The sequence below is a fragment of the Pseudidiomarina aestuarii genome, assembly GCF_003987355.1.
GTDB classification, from domain to species: Bacteria; Pseudomonadota; Gammaproteobacteria; order Enterobacterales; family Alteromonadaceae; genus Pseudidiomarina; species Pseudidiomarina aestuarii.
On sequence record NZ_PIPR01000002.1, the window covers coordinates 174,326 to 190,618 of the forward strand.

A 16,293-nucleotide genomic window follows, 5' to 3' on the forward strand; every position below is an offset into this window, starting at 1 on the left:
CAGTAAGGCACATACTCTTATTGTTTTTGTAACGAAAATAATAAATACAGAACAACAAGGGTATTCACATGTCTGACACTCCTATCTTTAAGCGCAAGCTAGTTGCAGCGCTGTTCGTAACCTCTTCGATATTTGCTTTACAAGCCTGTGGCGGCGATGACAATGATGATCTCGTGCCACCACCACCACCGCCGCCACCACCGCCTTCTGGCCTAGTTGCATTTGCTCCAAATGGTAACTTAGAGGCGACAGTGCGTTGGACAGATTATGGCGTGCCGTATGTTCAAGCCGAAAATTTAGAAAGTGTTGGTTACGGTATTGGTTATGCATTCGCGCGCGACAATATTTGTATTCTCGCGGATCAGGTTATTAAGTTTAATTCACAGCGCTCGCAATACTTCGGCCCTGACCGCGTTCCAGGCTCTGGTGACTCGGATAATTTACTAAATGACTTCGGTTATTTGACTTTAGGGATTCGCGCGAACGCAGAAGCTGGACTCGCTGAAATCAGCGAAGAAGCACAAGCAATGATTAGTGGGTACACCAGTGGTTACAACCGTTATCTGGCCGATACCGGCGTTGACAACATTGACCCCACCTGTGCAGGTCAACCGTGGGTAAAACCCATCACACCGGTTGACTTACTGACCTATGCACAAGGCGTTGCGTTACTGCCAGGTGCTGCTAACTTTACCGGTCCGTTGTTCCTCGCAACCCCTCCAGATCAAATGATGGGCGCCATGAACAAAGCGACTGGAAAGAGTTTTGATCTCGGCTCATTTGACGCAGCTGATGTGACCATTCCAGACACCAATCCAACGGAAGCTGGCTCGAATGGTTGGGCTATCGGTTCCGATTTAAGTGCCACAGGCAAAGGGATGCTGATTGCGAATCCACACTTCCCATATACCGGTAACCAGCGCTTCTGGAGTTTCGGTGTTGAAGTACCGGGTGAGATGAAAGTTGTTGGTGGCTCACTCTCGGGTATGCCGGGCGTGGTCAACATTGGTATGACCGAGCACATGGCTTGGACGCATACGTTCTCGACAGCATCGCGTTTCACTATCCATCGCTTAACCCTGGACTCGAGCGACCCAGATCGGAAAACCTATTTGCTGGATGGCGAACCTGTGCCGATGACAGAGAAATTCCATGAGATTCAGGTGGCTACAGGTCCAGGAACATTTGCAACCCTGCAGAAGCGCAGTTACCACAGCGAGTTTGGTCCGATTATCGTGGTGCCAGGAGCGTTACCTTGGGGCACAGATCCTTTTACAGGCCAAGAAGTCGCTTATGCATTGTTTGATGCCAACTTGCCGAACCTCGATTTATTTGATCAGTGGTTTGGTATGAACTTAGCGGAAAGCATGGAAGAGTTCCAAGCGACATTTGCGGATAATATGGGCACGGTATTTAACAATACCATGGCCGTGTCTGCAGATGGTCAAGCCTTCTTTACAGACGGCAGCTCAGTACCGAATATTGCACCAGCAGCGTTGCAGGCGTGGGGTGGTAATCAACTTTATCAAACGTTAACAGGTGCTACTGGGTTACCGATATTTCCGGGTGATGACAGTGGCTTTATGCCAAATGGGAAAGTGCCGTTTGAACAAGCGCCACAGCTCAACCGTACGGACTTTGTTCAAAACTCCAATGATAGCTATTGGTTGACCAATCCTGCTGCACCTATAACGGGTGTCTCACCGCTTTGGGGACCGACTGGCAATCAGCAATCCTACCGTTCACGCATGGGGCAGAAATTCCTAGCCGAAGGTGGTTCGGTAGACGGTCTATTCACTCGTGCCGACTTGGTGGATCGTCTCACCAATAACCGAAACTGGTTAGGGGAAGAGGTGTTGACGGACTTGCTGGCGCACTGCGAGGCGCAGGGCGATACACCTGTACAAACCGCAAATGGTTCGGTATCTATTGCACCCGCTTGTGATGCGTTAGGGCAGTGGAATGGCACGATGAACCTGAACAGCGTGGGTGGCATGATGTTCCGTGAATTTGCCTCAGAGTTCCGTCGTAACCCGCAATGGGTGAACGGTTTTGATGCCGCAGACCCAACCAATACACCGAATACACTCGCAGCAAACGATACTGTGCTCCAACAACTTGCAGCAGCACAACAACGTATTGTGAACGCAGGTTTAGATGTGGCTGCACCGTTGGGCGCTGTTCAGTTTGTTGAGCGTAGTCTGCCGAATGGACAGCCTTCAGGAGTTCGCTTACCGTGGGCTGGCTCCAATAACATTGAAGGTGGATTCAACGTCTTCAGCAGTAATATGGGCAATGATGGTACTTTACTGCGCCGTCATACCTATCCACTGCTGCCAGGATCAAACTTGAGTGCTGCGGCCGGTGGCTACCATATTACCTACGGTTCAAGCTGGAAGTTTGCAATGGAGTTTACCGATAATGGACCGGTCGCTGAGGGTATTTTGACATACTCGCAAGCATCGAATCCTGAGTCTGATCATTACATTGACCAAACTCAGTTGTACTCATCTGAGCCGCAGTTGCGCCCAATTTTATTCAGTAATGAAGATATTGAGGCGAATACAATTGAGGTCTTGGAATTGACAGGAACAAGCGGCGAGTAACTCGCCGCACGTTCATGTTGAAGTTCTGGTTTTAAAAGCTGAAGCTGCCTTCTAATCGTTGTAGGTGGTCTTCAGCGCCACAAATTTGATAACGTCCCGGCTGCTGGTTGTTCGCCGGTTGCTGCCACAGCGAAATTCGCGCGGGCAACGGCACTGGGCGTTTAAATGTCACATCAATAGTTTTGACTGCTTGGTTCGCGGAGCGCTCAATTTCTGCTTGCGCGCGCGCGGCCATGTACATGCCGTGAATGATTGGTTGTTGGAATCCAAACCAGCGCGATAAGAACGGATGTAAATGAATGGGATTAAAATCTCCAGATAGACGAGCATATTGTCGCGCTGTCTGCACATTCAAACGCCAACTTTCCACTTGTTGCCAATCTTCGCCAGGCATGGTTGCAGTCTTAGTTTCACGGGTTTTGGAAGACTTTGGTGCATCTTTCGGCATGACTTGGTATTCGGACACGCAAGTAACCACAAGTTCATCGTTCTGATAAAACTTCACAGTGAACAGCGGACGCAAGCGCCGTGGTGATACTTTGGGTCCACGTGCCGGGAGCTTGATGACAGCATGCATGACGAATTCAGTGGTTGGACTAATAGGCGCATGTTGTTCAAGTGCGTTGCTCACATGTACCAGTCCTGGTGCTGGCCACGGGAACTCAGGATCGAGCATTTGCGCCAGATGAACGCGCTGAGCTAAGCAATACATGAGAGTTAACGGTACTTCACCCACAAAGCCACCGAATGCATTGTGAAAACTATGCAATTGCTCTGCGCTAAAGGCAGGGGCGACAAACTGACCGGCAATTGAGGTCGCTGCGGCTGTTGCCTGATCATCTCGAGCAACCGTAAACAACGAGCGAATCAGCATCCCCGGAAGTTTTGGCAGCGTAGTATTGGCTTGCGTGTGCATCTCACATCCTTTGAGTCCAAAATCGGACGATAGAATAACATAATTTTGACTTTGCTAGGCGATGCCCGCTAGCATCAAAACACACATAGTATACATGGATTTCCAGCATGCCAGGACCTACCTCTCATCATCGCAACGATAATAAAGAAGTTGTTTTACGCTGTGTTTACATGTTACTCGCGCTCTACGAGCGTGAACGGACAGTTGCAGAGTTACGCGAAGTGCTGGCTGAGCGAGAGCTCAAAACCGTGTCGGAGCGAACCATTCAACGTGATCTGGAAACGCTTGATGGTCATTTCGGTTTGCACCAAACAGGTAAACAAGGTCGGGCCAACCTCTGGGCAGTAGATCCAGTTGATTTTGAGCAATTGCTAGAGCTTGAAGATCCGGTAGCACTTGCATTAGTGGTCGCTGAACAGCAACTCGATGCATTAGGACCCATGCATACCTTTGATGCCGTAAAACCATTATTCGAGCGCGCCCGCCAGCAACTAGCGCATCGTGACACACCAGCATCACGTTGGCTTGATCGGGTTCGTGTAACGAGTGCCGGTCATCGATTGCTCGGTCCCAATTTGGCTTCTGATTTAAATGACCGGTTGCAGGACGCTGCTCTCAAGCAAGTAGCTGTGATCCTGGATTATCATCGCCACCAAGGCGATCCAGCGCAAACCCTTGAGGCGACCACTTTGGGTATGTTCTATCGCGGTTCGGTGGCGTATCTGATTATTCGTCAACGCGCAGATGGAAGGATTCGGCAGTTACCTTTTTCACGTATTAGTCGCATTCAAGAGTCGGTCACTTTTGCCGCCGACGTGGGTGACTTTGAATTAGATGCCTATACTAAATCGGGTGCGCTCGCGTTTCGCTTCGGCGAGCCCTTTCGGCTCCAAGCCATCATTTTTAATTCAGTGCGTCGAGAAATTGAAGATGCACCTCTGGGTACCGATCAGACGTTAAGCGACATACCTGGTCAGCCCTTTAATCGATTACTCGAAGTGACAGTGCCTTACACACTCAATTTAATTCAGTGGCTGCTGGCTCGAGCTCCTTATTTAAAAGTTGTGGGTCCAGATGATTTTCGCGAACGATTCAAGCAGGAATTAGCACAAGCTTTAAAAAATATGGAAGTCGAAGAGCTCGAAGTGCCGACCCAACGCTCCTTTTAAGCATCTTGCCGGGTGAGCTGCTTGCTGCGTTGCAGCCTTTGTCTGCGCGATGCGAGTTGGCGCACGATAATTAGGATTCCGGAAGAGCAAAAAAACAAAAGTACAAGGCCGAGTGAACGATTCAATAGATTATTGAAATCTCTCTGACCGCTGTAGTCCATAAAATGCAGTCGAAACATCCAATCGGTTATCGCAGAGTAACGATTCCCAAAACCTGCGATTGTTGTATTACTGGCGTTCACATAAATGACTGTTTGTTCATTGTCGGTGAAGGTGAAGGCAAAACCTTCGCCAGTTAGTTGCGGTAGTACAGTCGAGAGGTCTACTTGGCGTTCCGCAGCGATAACGCCGGGTCCGACATAGTTGGTCAATGCTAGCGCACGAGCTGTGGCCATTGAAGTAGACCAACGTTCACCAGTATTTGCATTAACATAGACCTCTGAGGTTGGCAGCACAATGGAGTACTGGGGTGTATTCATAATCTGATGAAGTTCGATTGAAATTGCTTCAGGGTATCTCGCAGCGATGGTCTGCATGCCAATAGCAGGTGGTTCAGTCAATAATTGCGGAGCTGATGTGATTCTATATTTCTCACCCGCAAGTGCGGTATGCCCGAGCCAGCTGAAATAAAATCCAGACACCACCCAAATGATTACTTGCGCTGCAATGAGCAGTGCTAACAGACGATGCAATCGCAATAGACTACGCATGGAATCGCCTCCCTAGTCGTCTCAATTGAAGGAGCAACAAGGAGACACCCGTAAGGATGAAGACTAAGCTGAGAAGCATCAACGCCTGAGCCCACCAAGTCGAAATATCAGCACGCTCATCGTAGTCCATGATGTGGAGCATCCACATAAAATCAAACAACCGCCAAAAATCATGCCGGGTACTCACTAGTACACCTGATGCGGGATCAATATAGAGCGTTGTATTTAAGAGATCAGAGTATGTCACTTGCCATAAAGGTAACGCAGCAAAGTTCACCTCCTGTGGCAACTGCTCAGTAAGTAGTCGAACCGCTGGAGCATCATCAATACTACTTTGTGATGTTCTATAGTCGTTAGCCAGTGCAACGATGTCGGCTTGCTGCAGTGTGAATGACTCCAGTGATACTGCATCGACTAATAACGTGGTGTAACGTCTATCCACTTGGTAGACCCATTGCTCGGTTGGCAATCGGCGCAGAGTTAATGCGGTTACGTCAGTGTATTGTTCCAGCACTTGTGCGGATGAGGCAATCGTCTTCGGGGCTTGTTCAAGCAACAACTGTTGCTGCCCTTTGGCGTTGGTGTGACTGGCGCCACGGATATAATCGAGTTCCAGCCATACCATGTAAGCACCACTGATGCTCCACAGCAACAGTTGGATACCAACGAGCCAAGCTAGACGGCGATGCCAAATACGCCAACGAATGCGAGTACGTTTCATTTGAAAATCAGCTTCTTCTGTAACTTATAGCTGAGTAGGAACACCATAAACTCAGATAAGGGTTTACCGATAAATGGTGTCACACTGAGCCATAACAGGCTTTTGGTAAAGGCATAGTTGAGCAAAACTAACACCACCGCCAAAGCTGAATATTTGGCCGCGTCCCATCGTAACTGTCCACCCCGCTGAAAGACCCACTGACGGTTTGCAGTAAAGTTGAAAATGCCAGAGAACAATCGAGCACCGGCAATTGCCGCTAAGATCTCACCGGTAAAGGCATAAATGAGAGCAAACACACCGTAATCGATGACTGCAGAAATGATGCTGACCCCTGAAAATTTAATAAATTTCCGGTAGATCATCATCGAGTCAATCAAGGGTCGAAAGTGGCTGACCTCGTTGTTGTTTTCGTACACCGTCTCAATGGGAATAGAATCGATCGGAAACTGCATTCGCTTGGTAAACATCAGCATATCAAGCTCAAACTCGTAGTGGTCGCTGTCGGACTCGAGTAATGCAGGGAGGACAGCAAATGGAATTCCACGCAGACCCGTTTGGGTGTCTTCAACATCCACCCCCAACCCGAGACGAAACATAAATCGCGAGAATCTATTTCCAATGCGAGAGCGCAATGGCACATCCTTGCCAGCAAAACAGCGACCACCGAGCCATAAGGTGTCTGGCTGTTGAAGCAGCTGTTCAGCGATCCGCGCGATGTCATGGGGGCGATGCTGGCCGTCAGCATCGGCGGTGACTGCACCCACTGCAGTAATGGGTTGTCCGAGTAGCCACTTCATCGCGGTTTTTAATGCAGCGCCCTTACCACTGTTTTGCTCATGCTCGAGCACAGTAACAGCATCAAACTTAGCCACTGCTTGAAAAGCGTCGGTTTTACTGGAGCCGTCATTCACCACCACAAGGTGCTGAAAGCTGTTTCGATATTGCTCGATCAACTCGGCGACTAAATCCACTAAATGTTGATCAGGGTCGAGTGCAGGAATAATAATAACAGGCAGCATCTGACTGGCTGAGTTGTTTTGCATAAATAATTAGGCCGTTAAAATGCCGTAGATAATGAGCACAATGAACGCACCGCTCAGTAATAAGATATAAGCGAGGGAGCATACCATAAACTTGAATAGTGTTTTCCACCAACCTTGCTGATAAAAAAGCTTTTGCGTAATCAGCATGTAGGTCGCCATCCAGATAAGAATGGATGTTTCTAACCAGTCGGCGATTTCAACAAACTGCGAATTTCCAGTCAGCGCCGTGAGTGAGCTCATGCTGACCGAGAGTATTGTAAGTCCTGTAATCGACATCAGCAGAAAAGCATGGGTATGCAAAGCCACTGCGAGATGTTCTAGATAATAGTGTCGATTGAAAATGTAGATTAGCTTCAAGAACAACGCCCAAAATGGCAGCATCAAAAGCATCATTTGTGGTGCCAACGAGACTAAGCGTTGCACCAGTATCTTAGGATTATCAGCAAGGTATTGCAGTTTAGTGTTGATCTCAGCTTCTTCTGCTTCAGAAAGCCAACCGATGTTAATTTTCGGACTTAGCTTTTTCGCGGGTTCACCTTCAACAGCTACAGGTTCCGGGCCAGTAAATGCAGATGAATCAATAGTGTCAAAATCAATGAAGGAAGTGAGGATCAAAAAAGAAATCAGGGAAATGAAAAAATAGAGCCGCAGTGGCGGTACATAAGATGCGTGTCGACCACGAACAAATTCTAGTGAAAGAAAGCCAGGGCGAGCCATCAGGCCAACGATGGTTCGATAAAACCGAGAATCCCAATGACCTATCTCACCAAATAGGTCACCAACCGCAGCAAACATACTACGGACGTATTGTTTGTCTTGTTGACCACACTGGTGACAGTACTCACCAATGAGCTCACTGTCACAATTCTTGCAGAAATGTAACGGTGCTGGCAGTTGCGCGCTGGGGTCCATTAGCGTCTCTTATTCTTATCCTACTGCCTGCAGTGTAGCTGATTAAAAATAAAAAAGCCTGCATAAAAAAAGAGCCGATTAAGGCTCTTTTTTAAAGAAAAACTCCGACGGCTATGACTTAGTAATCGCCATTATCACCATCTTTCTTCGCGTCTTTGTCTTTCTTTTTAGCTGCATCTTTTTCAGCTTGAAGTTTGTCACGTTGCGCTTCGCGTTCTTTGCGCAACGCTTCCTTTTCAGATTTCATTTGCTCGCGCAATGCGTCGCGCTCTGATTTTGCTTGCTCAGCTTTAGCTTTCACCTGTTCAGCAGTTTCTTGACCCTTGTCGTTCTGCTTCGGATCTTCGTTGCTTTGAGGAGCTGCGAAAGCCAGTGTCGACCAAGCTAAAGTAGATGCTGCAAGTAATAAGATAATTTTTTTCATGAGAGTGACTCCTTGTTTACTGTTTACAGGACAGCGCAGAATTTCTGCCTTGTCCTTACTGCCTCGATGTCATTAAGTGCCACTTTCTCGGATTCGTCTAGCTTTTTGGCATTACATTTGCTGATTCTTAACATCAGGGCTCTAGTTTAGCACTTTCCTTACTTTATCAGTGCAGTTCTGCATCAGAGTGAGCTTTCTCAAGTGCTATCAACCATTCTTTTTTATCCAAACCACCGCCGTAGCCAGTAAGTGAACCATTGCTGCCGACAACTCGGTGACACGGAATCACAATACTGATTGGATTTCGATTATTGGCCATACCAACAGCACGAACTCCTTTGGGGTTATCGACTGCTTGTGCGATATCCTTATAACTTGCCAGTTGCCCGTACGGAATAGCTCGCAATTGGCGCCAGACCGACTGCTGAAAAGCGGTTCCCTGAGCAGTGAGGGGTAAATCAAAATGTTGCCTTTCTCCAGCAAAATATTCTTTGAGTTGTTGTAACGCGCGGTCAACCACTTCACATGCAGCAGTTGAATTGACCGGCTCGTCAGTAAAGTACACCTCGGTTACCGCGACACCATCGCTACCCACATAAACCAGGCCGAGCGGAGTCATAACCGTGCCACAGTAGAGTGAAGTCATTTTTTTCATTGGTGCGTTCATCCTTATTCTGATCGGACAAAATTCGTTAGTTAGAGTTCTAGCATAATCGAAATAAGCTGTGCTAGTGTCGACTGACTTTAGTAAAGGATAGCCCATGAAACGTTCTGATTCTGCTCGTTTTCGACCACAACTTGGTCCTGCTGCACTCGTAGCCGCTGCTTTTATTGGCCCAGGTACTGTAGTTACTGCATCTCTGGCCGGAGCGAATTACGGTTATGCACTCCTTTGGGCATTGGTCTTTTCTGTTATTGCGACCATCATATTGCAAGAAATGGCTGCGCGTTTAGGTGTCGTGACGCAACAAGGGTTGGGTGAGAATATTCGTGCAGCAATCTCCAATCCACTGGTTCGTTGGTTTGTGGTGGTATTGGTTTTAAGTGCCGTGGTGATTGGCAACAGCGTCTATCAAGGCGGTAACCTAACGGGTGCAAGTCTCGGTATTGCAGGGCTGGGCGAAAGCGGATGGTTTCCACTAGTACCTGCGCAGTGGGTTCCTTTGTTACTAGGGTTGCTGGCGTCTGTGCTGCTCTGGTTGGGCAGTTATAAGGTGTTGGAGCGGGTGCTGATCGGATTGGTCGTGACCATGAGCATTGCATTTGTAGTGACCTTTATTTTGACCGATCCGGATTGGGGAGCGTTGTTCAGTGGGCTAGTGATCCCGAGTATTCCAACTGGCGGACTACTGACAGTGGTAGCCTTGATTGGTACGACAGTGGTGCCTTACAACTTATTTTTGCATGCTTCGACAGCTGCACAAAAATGGCAGTCACCGGAGCAACTGCGTGAAGTGAAGCGCGATCTCTACGTTTCGATACCGCTGGGCGGATTTATTTCCATAGCGATAGTCGCTACCGCGGCATCGGCATTTTTTGGAACGGCAGCCACTATTGAGGGGGCCGCTGACCTGGCGGTGGGGCTGCAGCCACTATTTGGCGATGCAGCAACGGCGTTTATGGCTATCGGACTCTTTGCCGCTGGACTGTCGTCGGCACTGACTGCACCGCTTGCTTCTGCGTATGCGTTGAGCGGTGTACTTGGATATGAGCGTAATTTAAAGGGATTGCCGTTTCGATTGACTTGGTTGGCGATCTTAGCGATAGGCGTAGGTATCGCCTCGCTGGGTATTCGTCCGGTTAGTGTTATCTGGTTTGCTCAAGTCGCAAATGGCTTGTTGTTACCATTGATGGCGGGCTTCTTACTTTGGGTATGCAATCGTGAAGTTCTGGGCGAATGGCGCAATAACTGGCGGCAAAATACACTGGGTATGCTCGTGTTATTGGTAGCCTGTGGTCTGGGTGGACGCAGCTTAGCGAGTGCGTTTGGCTGGCTGTAGGCTAGTCGCCAAATAACATCTCAACTTCAATGCCAACCAGCCAACGTGGTCGACGTGATTCTTCAACGAACTCACGTGGCCAGTGCAAGCCAATCCAGCTTTCCACATACAGCCAATCGCGCATGAAGCGACTCCGATGGAGTGCCCGTAGCCCATAGTCTTGCATGGGTACTGCATTACGTGTTTCACCATACCACCAGACCTCACCACCGATAGCGCGCTCTGGATGGTACATAAAGTAAAGTTTTTCTGAAGCATGCCAACGAATACCTTCGGTCCGTTCAGCAAAGGTCCCGCGAATCCAAAATTTATTAAACCAACGTTCACCGAAGGCTTGGTCATGCTCAATGGTTTGTGCAATGCCAAAGCCGTCGCTATCGCGCCAAAATCCGACAGACTGCAAATGAATTTCACTCGCATCACTGAGAATGGTCTCAAACCGGTAGCGGGCGCGCACATACGGGTCTAGGTCTATACCACCGCGGAAACCTGCGCCTATGGAGAAACTGTGATGATCTTCGACGTAAGGGTCAAAGCCTAGCCCAACCATCCATTCCTCATCACTTTGATCACGTCGAATCACTGATGGACGAGTGGTTTGCGTATTGTTGATGATATCGTCGAAATCACCGCGACCTATGAAGGCTGAAAATTGTCGTTCGGCATGGGGGAATACTACGCTAGCGCGGAAGCTGGAATCTATTTTGAAGCCATCATATTCGTCCCATTCTGGACGTATCGAAAAACTACCATAGGCGGTGTCGTAGTCTTTTGGATTCACCTCATCGGTAAAAAATGAGTCCAGCCATGCGGCAGTCGCACTAACGGAACTTTTTACGCCTTCACGAAAATCATCAATCATTTCCGGTGGCGGATTGTTAGATTGCTCTGAATTGGTTTCCGTCGCTTGGGCACTGGCAGCCGAGATCATCGCCGCGTATATCAGCGCACCGATCCAATATCTCGAGAACTGCAGTTGACTCATGCCTACCTCCAACTTTCCATGTCTTCTCAACATACTAGGAAAGTTGAAGGCTGACCAGTTGGAATCGGTTAAATACTGACCCGCTTGTAGTTGCGATAAGCTGGCTGCCAGAATTGGCTATCAATCCGTTGGCGAAGCGTTTCGTCGCTAATCTCGAGCGCTAAACCTTGTTCTTGCGCCACCTTGGCTACCGCGAACGCAATTTGCTTGCTGAGCTCAGCAATAGACGTAATAGCTGGAAGTAAATGCTCACTTTCACCTTTTACTTTCGGTGACGCTTCAGCAAGTGTTGAGCTTGCGGCAATTAACATGGCATCACTAATGGACCGAGCTTTGACTGCCAGCACGCCCAATCCGATACCCGGGAAGATATAGCTATTATTGCATTGCGCAATCGGGAATTCGTGACCTTGGAATTTGACGGGATCAAAAGGACTCCCGGTGGCAACGATGGCTTGTCCTTCGGTCCACTCGATAATGTGTGCGGGGTGCGCTTCAATTTGTCGTGACGGATTCGACAATGGGAAGATAATTGGCGCCGATGTATATTGATGCATGGCACGCACGACTTGTTCTGTAAATAGACCTGGCTGCCCAGACACACCGATGAGAATGGTCGGTTGAGCGCAGTGCATGACGTCTAGCAAGGAAGGATAATCGCCACTATGTTCCCATTTTTCTAATGCTGCTCGCGGCTGTGCCAACGCAGCTTGAAAGTCTCTGAGGCCTTCCATGCCCTCGGTCAGTAGCCCGAAGCGATCGACCATAAATACTTGCTGGCGTGCTTGCTCGTCGGATATTCCCTCAGCAATCATTTGTTGGATGATTTGTTCAGCAATACCACATCCAGCGGAACCGGCTCCGACAAACGCCACTTTTTGCTGGCTCAGTTGCACACCTTTAACCTTGCACGCAGCGAGCAAAGTGCCGACCGTAACAGCCGCGGTGCCTTGAATGTCATCGTTGAAGCAACAGAAGTCATCGCGATACTTGCGTAAAATTGGCATCGCATTCGGTTGCGCAAAATCCTCAAACTGAATCATTGCTTCGGGCCAACGTCGCCGGACTGCATGCATAAATTTCTCAATAAACTCGTCATACTCTGCTTGTCCAATGCGCTTGTGCCGAGCACCCATATACATAGGGTCATTCAAAAGCTTTTCGTTATTGGTACCCACGTCTAAACAGACTGGCAAGGTGTAAGCTGGGCTGATACCGCCACAAGCGGTATACAAACTCAGTTTACCAATAGGAATGCCCATGCCACCGATACCCTGATCACCTAGGCCCAAAATTCGCTCGCCGTCGGTCACGACGATGACTTTAACCTTACGTTTGGTCGCATTACGCAAAATATCATCGAGTTGGTCGCGTTCTTCATAAGAAATGAACAGTCCACGAGAACTGCGATAGATATCGGAAAACTGCTCGCAAGCATCACCCACCGTTGGCGTATAAATGATGGGCATCATTTCTTCGAGATGATTTTGTAACAAGCGATAGAACAAAGTTTCGTTGTTGTCTTGGATAGCACGCAGGTAAATATGTTTATTTAGCGCGGTATCAAAGCTGGAATATTGCAGGTAACAGCGTTTGACTTGTTCTTCGATAGTCTCATAGCGCGGTGGCAATAAACCCGTTAGATTAAAGGCAGCACGTTCTTCGCGAGTAAAAGCACTACCTTTGTTCAGTAAAGGTGTTTCTAACAGACTGGGGCCTGCATAAGGAATATACAGCGGATTCTTCATGAATCATTCTCCTCGCGCTATAGTCAAAAGGGCAGCTATTATGCCAAAAAATGAGGACTAAAACATGAGTAATCAGGCCACTGTCGTCAATCTCAAGTTGGTTGAAGGCTATAAATTTGAAGTTGATTTTGGTGATTTTGGGACTATCACAACCGATGAGCCTGAGCCGCTGGGCAGCGGTTCTGGGCCCAGTCCGAGTCAATTGCTTGCCGCGGCCGTAGCGAATTGTATGGCGGCCAGCTTAATGTTTGCGGTGCGCAAATATAAGGGGGATCCAGGTCAAATGCGTGCGCAAGTGACAGCCACTACCGATCGTGTTGATGGACGTTTGCGGGTGACGCACTTAGATGTCGACTTACGCCTCGGTAATCCCGCTATCGAATTACCCCAATTAGATAAGATCTTGGCGCAATTTGAGGACTTTTGTGTGGTGACTCAAAGTGTCAGGCAGGGTATTGAAGTTACCGCGAAAGTGCATGACAGCACGGGCATGGGCGTTCGTTCAAGCACCAAATAATTGTTGACCAGAATTCATCAGAATCCAACTGGTGAGGATGTATTTGTCATTGGATTCTGGCACGGTACCGCGGTGGGTGTGGGTAAAGTAGCCAGGAGCAATGACCATACGTCCTGTTTTTGGTTGAATACTGCGATTCTGATAATAAAAATCGGTCGTGCCACCGTGTTCCACATCATTCAAATAAAACATAAAGAGTAAGCTTCGATGCAACGCTTCGACGCTATTTTTCTCTGGATATACTTCACAGTGCCAATAATTGTAGTTGCCTTTGCCCTGCGGATACTTCTGCGCCTGAATGGGTCCCATGCGATAAAGAAACTGCATGTAGGCCTCTTCGTTACCGGCTGCGATGTCGTCAAAATTTTCATGCGTTAAAGCGGTCGGCTCGCCTGTTTGCGGATGTTTTATTTGTAGGGCCACGTGGGCAATGAGGGCAAAACGGTATTTGGTAAAATACTCCACAGCATGCTTTCGAGTCGCCGCTTGAATGACCGCAAGAGCATCTTGGTAATCGGGATGCTGATTGAGATACAAGTCTTCACTGACTTTTTTATTGGTATCTACACCACCGCCGGTGCGGCCCGCTGTAAGGTGTGGACTCGTGTCAAAACGCTGAATGAATTCACGACAAAATTCAGCCGACAGCGCATCATCATAAACTTCAATAAAATCTACAGCCACAACATATCCTGAAACGAAGATAGATAGCCATACACTAGCTGATGTCGCTGCAAAAAAGAAGGCGCGGATTCGTGAGAAGCCGCGCCCTTAAATTTGAATGTCTGTCATTTCAAATCAAATAAATAGCCATCCATGGCGAAGCCATCCGTGGTTCGCACATCCGTGAAACAAACTGCACATTGAGTATGTGCTGCTTTTCACGGTTTGTCTTTGAAACGATTTGAAGAATTTTGAAGCGGCATATTCATGATGGTTTCAACGAGGGTATCGGGGTTGGTGGTAACGGCATAACCCCCTTTTTCAGCAAATAAGTGACGTTGCGCTTCGTTGGCAACTATAGTGTAGAGCACAAAAGGCGTGTCATCGCCTCTTGCTCGCATGGCATCGAGTAATCGCATACCTGCGAGCGGATCATCATGACGCCCCATATCTGAGATAACGATGTCGTAGTTATACAATTCAAGCAGTGTTAATGCATCGTCAGTCGTCAACGCGCTGTAGACACCAAAAGCATGCGTTTCAAAGTAAGTAACTTCTCGTTCATTGTTGGATGGATTATCGTCCACCCACAAAATACGACCGACCACTTCAAGTGGCTCGCTGTATTTGATCACTCGAGGAGTATTGGCTTCAGTATGAAATGCCGTCATGTAAATGGGTGCAGAAATGGCGGCAATTGCCAGCATAACGACTGTACTAATCCAGACTTTTTTGTTCTTGGCAGGCGTTGGCGTCGTCACAGGTTGTGACGGCGTGACACTGTTATTGGGCTGATTCAACCTTTGCGCTAACTCCGGCGCGAGTCGATAACCACGCCCACGCAGCGTCTGAATAATCGCTAGATCATACTGGTGAGACTTAAAAAAGGTTCGGGCGTCTGCAACAAGACGCGACGCGGACCAAGTCGATACGACGGAGCCGTTCCACAGTGTCTCGAGTAATTCCTTTTGACTGACTACTTCTGGATATTTCTGAATCAGTAGTATCATCAGTTTAATGATACGACTGTCGATCTGAAGCAATTTTCCCTGATAGTCGATACACAGTTGGTCGGAGTCGATCGTAAATCCATCAAATGTGTACTTCAACGGAGCCCCTAATTCAATCAATTAACCACTACTCGATTATGCCACGAGTAGTGGTTAATGCTAGGGCTTCGTATGAAATTTAATCATTTATCGAGTTCAGTAATGCGCAAGTATGGCTTCAAAGTTGTCCAACCTTGAGGGAACTTTTTCTTGGCGTCTTCATCGCTGACGGTGGGGCGAATAATGACTGGATTACCCGGACGCCAATCTGCTGGACAAGCAACCTCTTGCTTATCGGTTGTTTGCAATGCATCAATCACGCGCAAGATCTCGTCAAAATTGCGTCCGACGGTCATCGGATAGGTCATCATCAAACGGATCTTCATCGACGGGTCAATGATGAAAACTGAGCGCACCGTAGCCGTGACACTCTCATTCGGGTGAATCATGTCGTACAGCTGCGCAATTTTCAGTTCTTTGTCAGCCACAATTGGAAACTCCAGAACGGTGTTCTGAGTTTCGTTGACATCTTGAATCCAGCCTTTGTGTTGTTCAACCGTGTCGGTCGATAAGCCAAGTGGTTTGACATTACGTTTGGCAAATTCTGGAGCCAGTTGTGAGGTGCGCCCCATCTCGGTCGTGCAAACCGGCGTGTAGTCTGCCGGGTGGCTGAAAAAGAACACCCACGATCCCTGCGCCCAGTCGTGCAGCCGGATAGGGCCATTCGTGGTATCGATGGAAAAGTCAGGCGCGGTATCGCCAATACGCAGTGCCATAATAAACCTCCTGAACATAAAAATCGTTAAAAGCGAATAGTTACTGGCCACTCG

General features: G+C 48.3%; 16 protein-coding genes. 4 read left to right on the forward strand and 12 right to left on the reverse strand.

Annotation, left to right across the window (positions count from 1 at the left end; translation table 11 throughout):
- Positions 1-68 precede the first annotated feature (68 nt).
- Entirely contained in the window at positions 69-2,606 is a 2,538-nt protein-coding gene (locus CWE22_RS09640) for a penicillin acylase family protein (protein ID WP_169931228.1), read from the forward strand.
- A gap of 31 nt (positions 2,607-2,637) precedes the next feature.
- On the opposite strand, the gene CWE22_RS09645 is transcribed toward CWE22_RS09640, so the two are convergent.
- Complete coding sequence (locus CWE22_RS09645) at positions 2,638-3,522, reverse strand: MaoC family dehydratase (protein ID WP_169931230.1); 885 nt, start codon at positions 3,520-3,522, stop codon at positions 2,638-2,640.
- 107 nt (positions 3,523-3,629) lie between these two features.
- Between CWE22_RS09645 and CWE22_RS09650 the strand changes: the two genes are divergently transcribed.
- Entirely contained in the window at positions 3,630-4,691 is a 1,062-nt protein-coding gene (locus CWE22_RS09650; RefSeq protein ID WP_169931232.1) for a helix-turn-helix transcriptional regulator, read from the forward strand.
- Here the strand turns inward: CWE22_RS09650 and CWE22_RS09655 are convergent.
- The 6 genes from CWE22_RS09655 to CWE22_RS09680 form a co-directional block, all read right to left on the reverse strand.
- Positions 4,688-5,401: a PepSY domain-containing protein gene (locus CWE22_RS09655; protein WP_169931234.1), complete on the reverse strand. Its 714-nt coding sequence runs from the start codon at positions 5,399-5,401 to the stop codon at positions 4,688-4,690. The two genes, CWE22_RS09650 and CWE22_RS09655, sit on opposite strands and share 4 nt — an antisense overlap.
- Entirely contained in the window at positions 5,394-6,122 is a 729-nt protein-coding gene (locus CWE22_RS09660) for a hypothetical protein (protein ID WP_169931235.1), read from the reverse strand. The genes CWE22_RS09655 and CWE22_RS09660 overlap by 8 nt, the downstream gene beginning before the upstream one ends.
- On the reverse strand, positions 6,119-7,165 hold the full coding sequence (locus CWE22_RS09665) for a bifunctional glycosyltransferase family 2/GtrA family protein (protein WP_244596042.1): 1,047 nt from the start codon (positions 7,163-7,165) through the stop codon (positions 6,119-6,121). Before CWE22_RS09665 ends, CWE22_RS09660 begins: the two co-directional genes overlap by 4 nt.
- Before the next feature lie 6 nt (positions 7,166-7,171).
- Positions 7,172-7,960: a DUF3667 domain-containing protein gene (locus tag CWE22_RS09670; protein ID WP_244596044.1), complete on the reverse strand. Its 789-nt coding sequence runs from the start codon at positions 7,958-7,960 to the stop codon at positions 7,172-7,174.
- A gap of 235 nt (positions 7,961-8,195) precedes the next feature.
- Positions 8,196-8,501 carry a DUF4148 domain-containing protein gene (locus CWE22_RS09675; RefSeq protein WP_169931239.1) on the reverse strand — a complete coding sequence of 102 codons (306 nt, stop codon included), beginning with the start codon at positions 8,499-8,501 and terminating at the stop codon, positions 8,196-8,198.
- 166 nt (positions 8,502-8,667) lie between these two features.
- A complete protein-coding gene (locus CWE22_RS09680; protein ID WP_244596046.1) occupies positions 8,668-9,156 on the reverse strand; it encodes a methylated-DNA--[protein]-cysteine S-methyltransferase in 489 nt (162 codons plus the stop codon).
- Positions 9,157-9,262: 106 nt separating this feature from the next.
- Here CWE22_RS09680 and CWE22_RS09685 point away from each other — a divergent pair, with 106 nt between their 5' ends.
- The gene (locus CWE22_RS09685; protein WP_169931241.1) at positions 9,263-10,501 is read left to right on the forward strand and encodes an Nramp family divalent metal transporter; all 1,239 of its coding nucleotides are present in this window, start codon (positions 9,263-9,265) and stop codon (positions 10,499-10,501) included.
- Position 10,502: 1 nt separating this feature from the next.
- On the opposite strand, the gene CWE22_RS09690 is transcribed toward CWE22_RS09685, so the two are convergent.
- Together CWE22_RS09690 and CWE22_RS09695 are read right to left on the reverse strand one after the other, a co-directional pair.
- Positions 10,503-11,486, reverse strand: a complete 984-nt coding sequence (locus tag CWE22_RS09690) for a hypothetical protein (RefSeq protein ID WP_169931243.1) — start codon at positions 11,484-11,486, stop codon at positions 10,503-10,505.
- Positions 11,487-11,554: 68 nt separating this feature from the next.
- The gene (locus tag CWE22_RS09695; RefSeq protein ID WP_169931245.1) at positions 11,555-13,234 is read right to left on the reverse strand and encodes an NAD-dependent malic enzyme; all 1,680 of its coding nucleotides are present in this window, start codon (positions 13,232-13,234) and stop codon (positions 11,555-11,557) included.
- A 64-nt stretch (positions 13,235-13,298) separates the two neighbouring features.
- Here CWE22_RS09695 and CWE22_RS09700 point away from each other — a divergent pair, with 64 nt between their 5' ends.
- Entirely contained in the window at positions 13,299-13,751 is a 453-nt protein-coding gene (locus tag CWE22_RS09700; RefSeq protein ID WP_169931247.1) for an OsmC family protein, read from the forward strand.
- On the opposite strand, the gene CWE22_RS09705 is transcribed toward CWE22_RS09700, so the two are convergent.
- The 3 genes from CWE22_RS09705 to CWE22_RS09715 form a co-directional block, all read right to left on the reverse strand.
- A complete protein-coding gene (locus CWE22_RS09705) occupies positions 13,737-14,435 on the reverse strand; it encodes a 2OG-Fe(II) oxygenase (RefSeq protein ID WP_169931248.1) in 699 nt (232 codons plus the stop codon). The two genes, CWE22_RS09700 and CWE22_RS09705, sit on opposite strands and share 15 nt — an antisense overlap.
- A gap of 197 nt (positions 14,436-14,632) precedes the next feature.
- Positions 14,633-15,523 carry a response regulator gene (locus CWE22_RS09710; RefSeq protein ID WP_169931250.1) on the reverse strand — a complete coding sequence of 297 codons (891 nt, stop codon included), beginning with the start codon at positions 15,521-15,523 and terminating at the stop codon, positions 14,633-14,635.
- An 83-nt stretch (positions 15,524-15,606) separates the two neighbouring features.
- On the reverse strand, positions 15,607-16,239 hold the full coding sequence (locus CWE22_RS09715) for a peroxiredoxin (RefSeq protein ID WP_169931251.1): 633 nt from the start codon (positions 16,237-16,239) through the stop codon (positions 15,607-15,609).
- Positions 16,240-16,293: the final 54 nt, after the last annotated feature.